Below are 14,371 nucleotides of genomic sequence, written 5' to 3' on the forward strand. Positions count from 1 at the left end.
GAAGATTGTTGGAATAATGGCGTTAAGTTTTTCCCATTGAAGCGTTAAAATCTTCCATCCTAAAAACCATGTGTCGGGTTGATCAACTGGGGCTAGCAAGATAGTATAAGTAACGAATCCCAGCCAGATAGCCCAAAGAATAGTTTTTCTCACCATAAGACCTCCATAGCATACTGAGTAATTGATGAGGCAGTATGTAGCTTTATTGCTGTAACATTTTCAACAGAACCTCTGGGCTGTCCATTTTATCCATGACAACCTCAATAAAAGCAAGTTGGTCATGGTTTTGTTGAGCTGTTTGTAATGCTTTGTCTAACTGGGATTCGGTACTAACTTTAATTCCCCAACCATTGCCAGCGAAAACCTTAGGGAGCTGATGATAATTCCAAGGTTGAATGTCGTTATAGGACATACGTTCACCGTGAATATCACGCTCTATAGTATATCCATCATTGTTGATCAAAAAAATAATCGGTTTTAGATTATAGCGTAAGATGGTTGAAAGTTCTTGTGCAGTCATTTGGAAAGACCCGTCACCAACCAGTAGGATAGAGCGACGTTGTGATGCGACGATACCTGCGGTGGGCTTCGCCAACGCACAACCAAGTAATGAACCAACAGAGTAACCAATCGATCCCCAAAGTACTTGCCCAACGAAAGTAGCTCCTTTTGGTAAAGGAACGATAGAAGCGCCAAACAAACAAGTTCCAGTCTCAGCAACGATAATGTCATCTTCTTGGAGAAAATGAGCAAATCTATACCAAAAATGCTGCTGCGTAATCGGTGCCGAAGAGCCGCCAACGATAGGCTCTATAAAACCAGCATCTAAATTCTCTGTTGCTGATTTGAAATTCAGCGTTTGAGGATCGCGGCGCTGCAACCGTTGGCTTAAAGCAGAAAGCACATCTGCCATAGCGACATTGTTGTACAAAGCATGTTTAACTTTTACATACTCCCCATGCACTTCAATAGTTTGGCTGGGATCAAGTTTGGCAGAAAACTTGCCTGTGTTGAAATCAGTCATCAAAGCACCGATAGTTAAAACACAATCTGCCTGCTCAATACGTTTTCTGACAGATTCCTGACTGGCAGCACCATTATATATGCCGATGAATTGGGGATGGGTTTCTTCTAGCAATCCTTTTCCCATGTTCATCGTGGCATAAGGGTATCCAGTAGCTGTTAGCAATTCTCGCAATTGTTCATGCAAATGATAACGAGCTACACCAATATCAGCAAGAATCACAGGTTGGGAAGCTTTTTCTAGTATGTTTACAGAGAGATCAATTATTTCGGCTATTGTAGCGTCATCACTTTGAAATACAGGGGGTATAAAGAAATCAGACGGTGCAGACACCTCAGCCAGAGCAACATCCATAGGTATGGAAATATAAACAGGTAACTTCTTCAGCAAACAGATACCTAAAACTCTGTCAATTTCCGTTGTTGCATTTTCGTTTGTTAAATATGCTTGAGCCACCGTTACCTGTTGATACATTCGGGCAAATATTGAAAAATCACCAGTACCAAGCGTATGATGGACAAGTGAACCAAGAGCTTGAATTTTAGTTGCAGGAGCGCCAGTAATCGCTACAACCGGAACGTGTTCAGCATAAGCGCCAGCAACACCATTAATAGCACTGAGTTCACCAACACCAAAGGTAGTTACTAACGCTGCAATACCATTGAGCCGGCCATAACCATCGGCAGCATAGGATGCGTTAAGTTCGTTGCAAGTAGGAATTAACTCGATGCCGTTGTGGTTAACAATGTAGTCGAGAAACTCCATATTGTAGTCTCCAGCAACGCCAAAGATATGCTTGATGCCGATTTGCTCCAGACGAAGCAATAAATAGTCGCTAACAGTAAACTTTGCCATTGTCCGAGCCAAAATTTTACCCCTTTAGGGTATGAAAACTTTAACTTAGATGCGTATCTCTGAAGTAAGAGCTAATTGGGAGGAACGTGATTTTGTAATGTCGGACTTTAAACCAGCGATCGCTAAATTACTTATTTAGTTTTGATGAGGTTTTGCTATCCAAGTCTCTACTGAGACGCAGTTTTTCTATTTCCTGTTTGAGTTCTTCTATTGTTGCTTGCCGCTGATCTATAGCGAGTGCCGCAGTTGCGATCGTTTCTACCGATTTCTAAATCAAATTCTCAAGAGCTTTAGCCTGTGGCTTGGCTCTTTTGCATGACGATTTGTCAATTTCAAAAATCAAATAGAAGTACTATATTTTAACCGGCTTAGACCGAGGAAATTCAGAAGGCGGTTTAAATTTCATGACTGGTACATCGTTAACTGCCTTCTGCATAAAATCACGCCAGACGGGAGTAACCATACCTCCACCTGTGGCACCACTGGCTAATTGTTTGTTATCATCTCTTCCTACCCAAATAGCAGTTGTTAACTGGGGTACAGAACCAATAAACCAAATGTCCTTTTCGGAAGAAGTTGTACCCGTTTTACCTGCAACTGGCCTATCTAGTGCAGCACCTTTACCTGTACCATCAGTAACTACCGATTGCATCACATCTAACAATGAGGCTGATGCCCAAGGGTCAAGAACTAGCTGAGGTTTAGGAGTATTGTCTAACAATACATTGCCACTACTATCAGTAACACGGACAATAGCTGTTGGAGGTGATTGCCAGCCATAATTAGCGAAGGTGGCATAAGCACTAGCCATTTCCAGTGGTGTTACACCAATTGCGCCTAATGGTAAAGAACTTACGGCAACCATTGGACTGTTTATTCCCAAGGTACGGCAGGTGTCGATGACTGTATTCATTCCCACAGCTTTGCCAATCTTGACCGCAGGCACATTACGAGATAATGCTAAGGCAGCACGAATCGGCATTGCGCCCATAAAGCCACCATCGTAGTTCCGTGGATAGTACCAACCATCACCATCTCGATAGCTAACTGGAGCATCGATTACCGTTGTACTTGGTGTAAACTTACCACTAGCAAAAGCAGTATAGTAAACAAATGGCTTAAAAGCAGATCCAGGTTGACGCTGCGCTTGAGTTGCCCGGTTAAATTCACTCCTTTTTGAATCTATACCACCCACTAGGGCTTTGATAAAGTGCGTCCGAGGATCAATAGCTACTAAAGCCATTTGATTATTACGTAAACCCCGTCCTTCAAGGGTTTTATGCCACTCCTTAAGGGTTTCTTCTGCCATTAGTTGGAAGTTGGCATCTACTGTAGTTTGTACCCGCATTCCACCTTTGAGCAAGGCATCACGCCCAAACTTTTTAATTATTTCCTGGGCTACGGTATTGGTTACATAAGGAAGGGCACTACCTTGAAATGACCTGATTTTGCCAAGCTTGATTTCTTGCTGGAGAGCATCATTATATTCTCGCTGGCTAATCCATTTCATTGCCAGCATCCGTCCCAGCACTTCCTTTTGTTTTTGTTTTGCCTGTTTCATGTTCACAAACGGGCTAAATTCCTCTGGCGCTTGGATTAAACCCGCCATCATTGCAGATTCGCCCAGAGTCAAATTTGCTGCTGATTTGTCAAAGTAAGTTCGGGCTGCGGTTTGTACACCATAGTTATTGTGACCCCAGTACACTTGATTGAGGTACATTTCTAAAATCTGGTCTTTATCAAGAATTTGCTCTAACCGAATTGCCAGTACCGCTTCTGCTATTTTTCGAGTCAAAGCACGCTTCTTGGATAAAAATATATTTTTCACCAACTGCATGGTGATTGTAGAACCCCCCTCCCGGACACTACCTGCTGTCCAGTTGACTAAGGCAGCACGGCCAATAGCAGCGGGGTTAATACCGTGGTGGTTGTAGAAGTGGCTATCTTCACTTGCTAATACTGCTCGTTTTAAATTCGGGGAAATTTCATCTAGCGGTACAATCTTTCTATTGGCTTCTCCATGTATACCTGCTAAAAGCTTACCTTTAATGTCATAGATATAAGTTGTTTCTTCTGGGAAGAAGTTTCTTAGTTGTCTAACATCTGGCAAATTACGAAAACTAACCGCTAAACCAACCAGTCCTCCAGCAATTACAGAACTTGCCAGCATAGTAATTGAGAGGAGAGTGGCACCAGCTACTTGACCTACTTCTTTCAAAAACTCGGAATTAGGTGCAATCCGAGTTTTTGGCTGCTGCTCTACAAAAGTATTAGACGAAGACACGGTATTTGTACCCCCGCACTTATAAATAAAATAAAAGTTTATTCCAGAAAATTTAGCCAGATAGCTTTTTACATCTATTATTCTGATAGTTGCAAACGTGAATAAATTGTCCGCTAGTTATGAAATAATCTATCTTTATGAAGAGTTTAATGGAGAAATAATCACAAATCTTCTACTCAAAGACAGAAATTACATATCAGGTATTAGCGTAGTCGGCTAGCAGAAATATATTGCTATAATCTTTCTCCAAGAGAATCAGACGTGCGGTAAGCTAGCTAGTGAGTTACCAATATTGGCACTTTTCCAACGGAAGCAATGACTTAAACCGCTACTACCCAATCAATCGCACACCACAGACTTACACCCACCAGCAAAGTTAACCCAAACCTGCCACAGCCCCAGGCATCTGTTCCAGTCAGGCTCACTATCAGCAACGTCGACAGCTTCGCCAATTGTGGAGACTAGCTCGCTGTAGAACTTGCCAACACTGTCCAGCCCAAGCTGCATTTTCAGGTTCAGCCCCTTCCAATCTTGAATAGCAGCACTTTCCACCTGGCTAAGTGTTTAGGGAATGTCAAAGGATATTGTGTCAATTACTTGTGTGGTCATCTCTTTTGTGCTAGCGAGTCATCAATGACCATGAAAATTGCAAATCCCTCAAAGCGTGGGCTAGACAGGGATTTTTGGGTATTGGGTATTGGGTGTTAGGGATTGGCTAGTTTAAATTATTTGCTTTCTCAACTGCTCCTTTTAACTCTTCAAAGGTAATACTGCCGTCTTTGTCTGAATCATAATTTACTAGCAATTCCTGGGGGCTAGTGGTATTTGTTTCTGATGAAATGATTGCACTTAAGCCAGGACTTAAAAAAAGATCATTAATGGATACTTTGCCGTCTTGATCGCTATCTAAGGTATTAAAAAGAGATTGAAGCTCTTGCTCGGTTGTCATAAGTTTCTATCTGAATTAGTTTTTCAACTTAATATCTCATTAATCTCTCAAAATTAAATAAACTTGTATCTTTAGACGTAGAAACGGCTATCGCTGGGGCTTAGATCGGGTGTACGCTGTGGGTTGCAGGTTTGGGTGTGGGGAATTAAGAAGATGTTGAACTTTTTGACGCACTCGCATTCAATTGTCTGGAACACACTCAGCCAACACCCTACCCCCAACACCCTGCCCTAAGGACGTTTCAGTTTTTCTTCGTACCATTTGGTCATCTCCCCAGGCGTTGCCAATATCGCCTCCAGTGCGACTATCTTCTGAATCAGCTTGCCTCCGTCATCTTTTCAACCAGTTCCGGGGTTGTTTTGGATGTGCAGCCTGAATGAGAGCTTGAAAAAGTCTTTGATGACTGGGATTGAGAATTGAAAGCTCAGGATGCCATTGCACACCAATTGCCCAAGGATGATGTTCATGCTCCACAGCTTCAATGACTCCATCATCCCAAGCATGAGCAACAACCCGCCAACCAGGTGGTACTTTATCTACTGCTTGATGATGCCAAGAAACTACAGATATGTGAGAATTCTGTAAACAGTCAGCTAAAAGGCTTTTTACATCTATCCTGACGAGATGTTCTGTAGGTAAACGTCGTCCAGGTTCCGGCTCTAGACGATGTAATACAGATGTACCGTAAACATCTGGAATGTGAGGAATTAGAGTACCCCCGCAGGCGACGGTGAGAATTTGTAAACCCCGGCAAATACCTAATATCGGCAGATGACGTTCAAGAGCAAACTTGCCAAGCTGCAATTCAAAAGCATCACGTTCGCGATCGACTGAATAGATAGTAGGATGAGCAAAACCGTTGTAGCAAGCAGGGTCAATATCTCCACCACCAGAGATGATTAAACCATCTAAAGAATCTAGAAGTATGGCAGGCTCAACTTCTCCTGGTGGTAATAATATGGGAATGCCACCTGCGGCACGGACTGCATCTATATATTCACTTGGCAGAGAAAATGGTAACGCTGCAAGGCGACCGTAAGTTGTAATCCCAATCAATGGTTTTTGAGATTTTCTACTCATCTTGATGCTATTTCACTATTTCGTCTAGCAGTTTTGTAAGATTCGATTAATGCTGCTGTAGCAACAATCCTTCATCAGTATCCAAAGCTGTGAGGGGATTTTCTATATCTATCGATGAAACCTGTGCTTCTAGCTTGTCACAACTTGAGCGCACTAAACGCAAACCGGCATCTAATGAAAGTTGAGTAGTTGTTGGAGTAAACTCTTGCAAGATGCTGGCTTCTATCGTCTGATACTGATCAAGGTTTCTGCTGAATTTTGCCAGAAAATTTGCTCCTTCGCTACCAACAGCGCTGGCAAACTGCAAAATGGAATCGACGTAAGCTCTAACTTTGGGGTTTTTAATTCCTTCTGTAGCTGAGGTTAAGAGCAATTCCCCATTAAGATATTCAAAATCTGGTACATACAAGCGATTGCCAACTAGTTCAAATATCTGCATTCCTTTAGATGGTTTTACTGTTAAGTTCTCATGCCTGACTCGATCGGCCAATTTTTCCAGCAATGTAATTACAAGTAAAATTACAGAGGGAAAGTTGCTATCTATACACCTTATTTCTACTGTGCCGAGTTTGTTGAGTCGAACTGGATTCCAAGCTGATTTGAGTAAGCTAACTCCCGCTTCTTTGAACAGGTTCGGTTCAATTGAGGCTTTTTCCATCGCTTGCAGCCAAGCATAATAACGAGCGAACTGCTGCTCAACTAAACCCTCAACACTTTCGGCATAAGGCATGAGTCCACCGACAGGTTGTAAATTAGTATAAACTCCCTCCCAACCGAAGGTTTCGCTACCTCGATAACGAATTGTATGTGCGGCTAGTCCTAACGCCTGTCCTTCATAAAAGGGACACGCCCGCGTCAAGGAAATAAGTGCAGAGTCGCAAGCTGTAGCTAAATTATAGATATTTAATAGTTCTTCTCGCTCAATTGATGTTGAGTTGTAAGATACTGCAACACGAGGGTCAATAACCCCAGACGGAACTTCTAAATGCAGGTGTGTACCTGTACATTTTCCAGCGTGCAAAAATTTTGAAATGCCGACAGTTCGCGCTTGGATATGGTAATTAGGGCGATCTCGCATAACTGGCATACTAGGCAAAGGATAGCTAGACAGAGGGTAAAGACGTAAACCCATCTGTTGCGCTACAGAGATCGCCAATTTGAGATTTTTGAGATAAACTCTCGCTAGTTCCTTGGCAGTGTCGGCAGGAGGTGTGTTAATTTCTACCATGCTTTTAACGAACTCTGCCACAAAGTAATTTGGGTTTAAACCTTGTGCTTGAGCTTTGAAGTGACAACTCTTTAAAAACTCATCGGCGCGATCGCTCAAGCTACCAACTTCGTCTACCAGAAAAAATTCTTGCTCCAGACCAATACGACGCTTGACTATCGCCATCTAGACCTCCACAAGGGTAATCTCGCCACAGCCTCAATATATGTAGCTTAAAGGATAAAGTTACCGCAAGACAAAATTGATTTGAGTCAATCGACTTGGAGAATCGTAGTATCAGATTGTTAGAGATTTGTTGTCTAACGAAGTTATCCTCAAGGGAATTTAGATTAATACTTAATAATATTTCGAGAAGTGTTTTCTACTTTCAGACATACTACAACTTCCGTTTCAATAAACTCAGCCCATCTGCACAATACGCTGCTGAAAAAGCATAACCAAAAGTAAGAAGCCACCACGGAGTAATGGTTCCTTCAAGATTTAAAAGGTTATATAGCAAAGTGCTGAGTGCTGAGTGCTGAGTGCTGAACAAAAACCCAGTCGTTTCAGGCCTTTGAGCAATCAACACTGTCCTAACTTATGTGACTACGGCTATATCTCTCTTCTGTCACTTTCCGGGAGCGCGATCGCTAGAAGCCTCATGAGGCAACCAATACAAGCTATACTATAAAAAAAAATTTGTGTTGTATTTGCTATTAGAAAATAATCGTGCGATCGCTTGCTATACAAAAGCTATAGATTTCATAAATTGTAAATGTTTTCGGAGAGTGACAGAAGAGGGATATATCATTTTTAGTAGAACAAAACTTCTGCTAACACCCAATTAAAAACAGCTATCTCTGCGCTATTCTATGAAAAAAATTCTCACCACTTTTTTAGCTTTGGGTTTTTATCTAACGCCTTTAACAGTGATGCTGATGGCTCAACCCGCCTGGGGACAGACTCAAAACTTGCGATCGCTAGAAGCAAAAAGACTACTAGAGCAAGGGATAAAATTGACACAGCAGCAGAAACACCAACAGGCAATAGAGATATTGCAGCAAACTTTAATCATTGCAGAAGAACTCAAAGACCAAAAATTTGAAGAAAACGTAATGGTTTGGCTTGGATTTAACTACAAAGCTTTAGAAGAAAAGCAGACTCAAAACTTGCGATCGCTAGAAGCAAAAAGACTACTAGAGCAAGGGATAAAATTGACACAGCAGCAGAAACACCAACAGGCAATAGAGATATTGCAGCAAACTTTAATCATTGCAGAAGAACTCAAAGACCAAAAATTTGAAGAAAACGTAATGGTTTGGCTTGGATTTAACTACAAAGCTTTAGAAGAAAAGCTGAAAGCACAAGAACGAATTTTACAACCAACCTTGGAATCTATACCATGCTGTGAGCGATCAGACTAGTGAAGCCACTACACTCAATAACATCGGTTGAGTCTACTCCGCTTTCGGAGAAAAGCAAAAAGCACTCGAATTTTACAACCAAGCTCTGCCGCTATCTCGTGCTGTGGGCGATCGCTCTCATTCCTGTTCCCCCTGCCTGAACCGTATTGGGGTATAGGGTTGCAGGTATTAGAGTGTAGGGAAGAATGCGAAAATAGCCAAACTAAGGAGCATGAGCAGCACGCCCTGGGAGGTGAGGAGCTTGGCAAGACGCTTGCCTGCAAGCGCAAGAGACTTTGTGGCAGCCATGAGGCGTTAAACCTCCCTCGGACGCTGCAAAAAAATGGCGAAAAGAATGATTACGGATTTCAAAACCAATGACCAGGTAAAGGGAATCAGGAGCATATTGAAACTTGTGGAGATCACCTGCATGAGAAGGGCCCCCACAACAGTGCCGAGGATATTTGCCCGGCCACCGGAGAAGGGCGTACCGCCAACAACAACAGCCGCGATCGCATCAAATTCTGCGTTGACACCGACCTTGCTCGGATCGCCCATACCCAGCCTCGCTGTCTCGACGAGTCCGGCAACCCCAGCAAGCAGGGCGCTAATTATATAAACTATATATTTCACGCGCTCCGCACGGATACCTGCAAGCCGTGCAGCCTCCTCGTTGCCGCCAACTGCGACGATATGACGCCCAAAAAGCGTAGAGCGGATACAGAAGAAAGCTGCCGCGATCGCTGCTGCCGCAATGACAACTTGAATTGGTATAGAACCGAGATAGCCCTTTCCCAGCGCTTCAAATGTAGGATGGACGAAGGGAACAAGCTTACCGTCCCCGATAACCTGAGCAATCCCACGCCATAAGATCAGAGCCGCCAAGGTGGTGATCAAGGCATCAAGTTTTAGACGCGAGATCAGAAAGCCATTGATCAGACCAACCAACAGAGCAGCGCTCAAAGCGAACAAGATGGCAACAGTCATCCCATACTTAATCAGCAATGCCACAATGACTGAAACCAATGCCATCGTAGAGCCAACCGTCAGGTCGATACCACGGGAGGCAATGACAAAGGTCATGCCAACGGCAATCAACATTGTTGTGGATACTTGCAGCAACATATTTAATGTGTTGCTAACTGTAGCGAAACGCGGAGTGAAGATGGCGTTCGCAACATAGAGAATTAGGAGTGCCGCAAATGCACCGAAGTTTGGGTTCCACAGGGTTCCCCAACCCAGATCAGACTTCTTGCTCTTCATTTGGGTTTTGCTCTGTTTGGGATTGTCCACTGACGATTTCCTGATGATCTGCACCTTCCGCCATTGCGTGCAGAATTGCCTTTATGTTCTTCTGCTCGCCGCCCAGTTCCGCGATTGACTGCCCATCACGCAGGACGACAACACGTTGCGAACCTTCAACTAACTCTTCCACTTCCGATGAAATCATTAGAACTCCCAGCCCTTGCTCCGCTAGTTCGGCAATTAGCTGCTGAATCTCGCGCTTTGCACCAACGTCGATCCCACGAGTCGGCTCATCGAGGAGAAGAATTTTTGTATTCTTGCACAGCCATCTTGCCAGAAGCACCTTCTGCTGATTGCCGCCCGATAGTTCGTGGATCTTCTGCTCGGTGCTGGCTGCCTTAATGTCAAGACGCTGCATGAAACGCTCTACAAGCTCGTTCTGTTGTTTCCTGGAAACAATGCCCCATTGTGTAAGGTTCGGTAGGGCAGCAAGCGTCAGGTTTTCGCGCACCGAAAGCTCAGGGATGATGCCGTCTGCCTTGCGATCCTCGGAAAGGAAAGCTATCCCAGCATTGATCGCATCATGAGGATCGCGCAGGGATAAAAGACTACCTTCAAGTTTTACAGTTCCACCCTCAAGTGGTTCAGCCCCGAATAGGGCACGTACTGTTTCACTACGACCAGAGCCGAGCAAACCCGCAATCCCGACGATTTCCCCATGCCGCATTTCAATGGAAACGCCATTGAGCCGTTTTTTATATTTGAGAGCTTCCGCTTGGAGTAGCACTGGCCGATCTAGGGTGTTTTGCGAGTGTCCTGCAAACGCCGTGACTCCTTGGCTCACCTCTTCGGGTTTACGACCTAGCATAAAACAAACGAGTTCCAGACGAGTCAGCGTGGACAGCGATCGCGTGACGATGTTGCGCCCATCACGCAGCACCGTCACGCGATCGCACACGGCATAAAGTTCTTCAAAACGGTGACTCACGTAGACGATGGATGTCCCTTCCGACTTGAGCCGCCGCATGACATCAAAAAGAACAGAAACTTCAGTTTCCGTCAGTGAACTCGTGGGTTCATCGAGGATCAGCACCCGCGCACCAAAGGAGATGGCGCGGGCGATCGCCACCATCTGGCGATGGGCAATATTCAGCGAACCAACCACTGAGTGCGGGTCGATATGCAACCCCAGGCGCTCCAGGATATCGGTCGCCCTAGCGTTCATCGCCCGTCTATCAATAATGCCGAAGCGATGCGGCTCCCTGCCCAGAAAAATATTCTCAGCAACAGTTCGGAAACCCACCAGTTGGATCTCCTGGTAGACGGCTACGATGCCTGCCGCCTGCGCTTCGGTCGGGTTCTGGAATGCAACGGTTTTCTGGTCGTACTCTATAACACCTGAGTCCCGTCGATAAGCCCCCGTCATAATCTTGATCAGCGTCGATTTGCCAGCGCCATTCTCTCCGACCAGTGCATGAATCTCGCCTGCCTTCAGTTCAAAATCCACATCCCAGAGCGCTGGCACGCCGGAAAAACTTTTTTTTATACCCGTCATGCACAGGACATTTCTAGTCGCCTGATTCATCGGCTTTACCTAGTTTTTGTCTTAATTGCCGATAGTGGAGATCCTTTACTTGGCACTATAGTAATGTTTTTTGTCCATCGTGGAAGCTCAGGATAGTTCCAGGTTATCTTTTTTCTATTTTAGGGTGAGAACTACTTAGTACAGCACGTGAAACGCAATTGTTCACAGCCGTGTATTGGAAACGGTTTTAAAGGTTTTATCAGAATGTGGCAGAGGAAGTAGACCTTTCTACAGGTATAGCAAAGTGCTGAGTGCTGAGTGCTGAGTGCTGAGTGCTGAGTAAAAACCCAGTCGTTTCAAGCCTTTGAGCAATCAACACTGTCCTAATCTATGTGACTACGGCTATAATTATTGACCTGACCACTGGGATGTTGGTCATTGTGCGATCGCAACAACAATGCTGCTGAGTTAATCGCGCCGCAAGCAACTACGACAATATCGCCTAAGTATTCTGGTAAATGTTTTCTAAATGTTTCCATGCTGCTGCTCTTGCGCTCGGTGTTTAGCATTTTGGAGAATCAGCATGGCGACTAATCCTGTCCAGCCTGTTTGATGACTGGCTCCAATACCCGCCCCGTTATCTCCATGAAAGTATTCGTGGAATAAAATATAGTTGCGCCAATGGGGATCGGATTGAAATATTTCTAGACCGCCATATACCGGACGACGACCTGCACTATCCTGCCCAAAGATCGCAACTAAGCGATGAGAAAGCGCGATCGCCACTTCCTTTAATGTCATTTCTTCCCCGGAACCTGTGGGATATTCTACCTGCAAGCTATCTCCGAAGTAATCATAAAACTTCCAGAGTGCTTCAATAATTAAGTAGTTTACCGGGAACCAAATCGGGCCACGCCAGTTAGAGTTACCGCCAAACAAACCTGTGGTAGATTCGGCGGGTTCGTAACGAACGCAGTAATCATGTTCGCCTTGCTGCGGTCAAATACCCCTATGTTGTCCAGCCCCAAAAACCCACCCTGAAAGACGTTTTTACCTTCTACATCTTTGCGATTTACCCACCAAGTAAAATTCAGCAACAGCTTGTGAAAGACTTTTTCCAGAAAAGCGCGATCGCCTTTTTTGCAAAACTTCTGCTCGATTTGATAAACCCGCAAAGCTGCCCACGCCTGCACGGGTGGATTAACATCACCAAATGCCCATTCGTAAGCAGGTAATTGACCATTGGGCTGCATATACCATTCGCGTGTGAGGCGATCTAGCTGCAACTTGGCAAAATTTGGATCGATCACAGCTAAGGGAATCAGGTGAAATGCTAAATCCCAAGCAGCAAACCAAGGGTATTCCCACTTGTCTGGCATCGAGAGAATATCTTCACTGAACAGAGAAATCCACTCATGGTTGCGTCCAGCCTGTCGTTCCGGTGGAGGCGGCGGTTGTTGGGGATCGCCCTTTAGCCAGTCATGGACGACATAGTTATAATATTGCTTGCTCCATAGCAAGCCGGCAAAGGCTTGGCGCTGAATATTGCGCTCATCCTCCGAAATTGGGAAGGAACAGATGCGCTGATAAAATTCATCAGCTTCGGCAATGCGTGTCTGGAAAATTGTGTCAAAATCTTCGCCAAAAGGTTCTGTCAGTGTTTGGACATCGCTCAACCGCAAGCGCACAACTTTAGTTTCACCTGGATTGATTGTTAATTTATAGTGAGAAGAAAACTTTGTGCCTATGCATTTGGAATTAACGGCTGCTGTTTTGCCATTTACAACATACTCATTAATGCCATCTTTGACATAAGTTGAGCTATTTTTGTAACCAAATAATCGTTCGTAATTGGTTTCGTTGTCGGTAAATAGAAGTTCTGTATCTCCTTGGCAGTAAAGCCAACGAGTTCCCAGGTGAGAATTCTCGGCTTCAATTAAACTGAAGTTGGAATCTGAGCTAACCACTTTCATAAAAGGTTTCTCAATTTCGGGATTCCAAGCCCAGATATTGCGAAACCAGAGTGTTGGCAGTAGGTGGAGTGTGCTGGCTTCTGAACTGCGATTAACGATCGCAATTTGAATCAAAATATCTTCCGGTGCGGCTTTGGCATACTCGACAAATACATCAAAATAACGGTTCTCGGCAAAGATGCCCGTATCAAGTAGCTCAAACTCCGGCTCAAATTTGCTGCGGCGCTGATTTTCTTGTACCAGTTGCGTGTAGGGAAATGCTTGTTGGGGATACTTGTACAAGCATTTCATGTAGGAATGGGTGGGCGTATTGTCAAGATAAAAGTAATACTCTTTAACATCTTCACCGTGATTACCTTCTGTGCCCGTTAGCCCAAACAGTCGTTCTTTGAGAATGGGATCGTTGCCATTCCACAGAGCGATCGCAAAACACAAACGTTGCCGACTATCGGAAATACCAGCAATGCCGTCTTCGCCCCAACGATAAACACGCGATCGGGCATGATCGTGAGGAAAATAATCCCAGGCAGAACCGTCGTGGCTGTAATCCTCGCGCACCGTTCCCCATTGGCGATCGCTCAGATAAGGCCCCCAGCGTTTCCAGTAGGCAACACGTTCTTGATCCTGCTGCAATCTTACTTCTTCTGGAGTCATGTCGCTTCGCTCCGAATTCAAAATTAAAAATTAAAAATGGGTATGGGGAATGAGGCTTTGAACTCCGTTAATGAGTCTTTGAACTCCGTTAATGAGTCTTTGAACTCCGTTAATGAATCTTTGAACTCCATTAATGAGTCTTTGAACTCCATTAATGAGTCTTTGAACTCCA

General features: G+C 44.5%; 9 protein-coding genes and 1 pseudogene. 1 reads left to right on the top strand and 9 read right to left on the bottom strand.

The features are described 5' to 3' along the window. Nucleotides 1–202: 202 nt before the first annotated feature. From RMY16_RS27615 to RMY16_RS27635, 5 genes are all read right to left on the bottom strand, one after another. Nucleotides 203–1,879 (bottom strand): alpha-keto acid decarboxylase family protein, encoded by a 1,677-nt coding sequence (locus RMY16_RS27615; RefSeq protein WP_322739045.1) that lies wholly within the window; start codon nt 1,877–1,879, stop codon nt 203–205. Between the two features lie 352 nt (nt 1,880–2,231). Continuing rightward, nucleotides 2,232–4,163: a transglycosylase domain-containing protein gene (locus RMY16_RS27620; RefSeq protein ID WP_322739046.1), complete on the bottom strand. Its 1,932-nt coding sequence runs from the start codon at nt 4,161–4,163 to the stop codon at nt 2,232–2,234. Nucleotides 4,164–4,878: 715 nt separating this feature from the next. Beyond that, nucleotides 4,879–5,112, bottom strand: coding sequence for an EF-hand domain-containing protein (locus RMY16_RS27625; protein ID WP_292708282.1), 234 nt, complete (start codon nt 5,110–5,112; stop codon nt 4,879–4,881). Nucleotides 5,113–5,442: 330 nt separating this feature from the next. Continuing rightward, nucleotides 5,443–6,192: a gamma-glutamyl-gamma-aminobutyrate hydrolase family protein gene (locus RMY16_RS27630; RefSeq protein ID WP_322739047.1), complete on the bottom strand. Its 750-nt coding sequence runs from the start codon at nt 6,190–6,192 to the stop codon at nt 5,443–5,445. A 46-nt stretch (nt 6,193–6,238) separates the two neighbouring features. Further along, nucleotides 6,239–7,585 carry a glutamate-cysteine ligase family protein gene (locus tag RMY16_RS27635; protein WP_322739048.1) on the bottom strand — a complete coding sequence of 449 codons (1,347 nt, stop codon included), beginning with the start codon at nt 7,583–7,585 and terminating at the stop codon, nt 6,239–6,241. Between the two features lie 686 nt (nt 7,586–8,271). Between RMY16_RS27635 and RMY16_RS27640 the strand changes: the two genes are divergently transcribed. Further along, complete coding sequence (locus RMY16_RS27640) at nt 8,272–8,823, top strand: hypothetical protein (RefSeq protein WP_322739049.1); 552 nt, start codon at nt 8,272–8,274, stop codon at nt 8,821–8,823. A 294-nt stretch (nt 8,824–9,117) separates the two neighbouring features. Here the strand turns inward: RMY16_RS27640 and RMY16_RS27645 are convergent, their stop codons facing one another. From RMY16_RS27645 to RMY16_RS27660, 4 genes and pseudogenes are all read right to left on the bottom strand, one after another. Continuing rightward, nucleotides 9,118–10,095, bottom strand: coding sequence for an ABC transporter permease (locus RMY16_RS27645; protein ID WP_322739050.1), 978 nt, complete (start codon nt 10,093–10,095; stop codon nt 9,118–9,120). Continuing rightward, entirely contained in the window at nt 10,046–11,632 is a 1,587-nt protein-coding gene (locus tag RMY16_RS27650) for a sugar ABC transporter ATP-binding protein (RefSeq protein WP_322739051.1), read from the bottom strand. Before RMY16_RS27650 ends, RMY16_RS27645 begins: the two co-directional genes overlap by 50 nt. Before the next feature lie 323 nt (nt 11,633–11,955). Next, nucleotides 11,956–12,111, bottom strand: coding sequence for a hypothetical protein (locus RMY16_RS27655; protein ID WP_322739052.1), 156 nt, complete (start codon nt 12,109–12,111; stop codon nt 11,956–11,958). Further along, nucleotides 12,098–14,199, bottom strand: a pseudogene (locus RMY16_RS27660) (MGH1-like glycoside hydrolase domain-containing protein). The gene RMY16_RS27655 and the pseudogene RMY16_RS27660 overlap by 14 nt, the downstream one beginning before the upstream one ends. Nucleotides 14,200–14,371 lie beyond the last annotated feature (172 nt).

Origin of the sequence: Nostoc sp. DedQUE12b (genome assembly GCF_034530835.1) — a bacterium.
Taxonomy (GTDB): domain Bacteria; phylum Cyanobacteriota; class Cyanobacteriia; order Cyanobacteriales; family Nostocaceae; genus Nostoc.

Bases quoted from the DNA above. Each gene is read 5' to 3' on its own strand.
- RMY16_RS27630 (WP_322739047.1), bottom strand. From the start codon at position 6,192: ATGAGTAGAAAATCTCAAAAACCATTGATTGGGATTACAACTTACGGT.
- RMY16_RS27640 (WP_322739049.1), top strand. From the start codon at position 8,272: ATGAAAAAAATTCTCACCACTTTTTTAGCTTTGGGTTTTTATCTAACG.
- RMY16_RS27625 (WP_292708282.1), bottom strand. From the start codon at position 5,112: ATGACAACCGAGCAAGAGCTTCAATCTCTTTTTAATACCTTAGATAGC.
- RMY16_RS27655 (WP_322739052.1), bottom strand. From the start codon at position 12,111: ATGGAAACATTTAGAAAACATTTACCAGAATACTTAGGCGATATTGTC.
- RMY16_RS27615 (WP_322739045.1), bottom strand. From the start codon at position 1,879: ATGGCAAAGTTTACTGTTAGCGACTATTTATTGCTTCGTCTGGAGCAA.
- RMY16_RS27650 (WP_322739051.1), bottom strand. From the start codon at position 11,632: ATGAATCAGGCGACTAGAAATGTCCTGTGCATGACGGGTATAAAAAAA.
- RMY16_RS27635 (WP_322739048.1), bottom strand. From the start codon at position 7,585: ATGGCGATAGTCAAGCGTCGTATTGGTCTGGAGCAAGAATTTTTTCTG.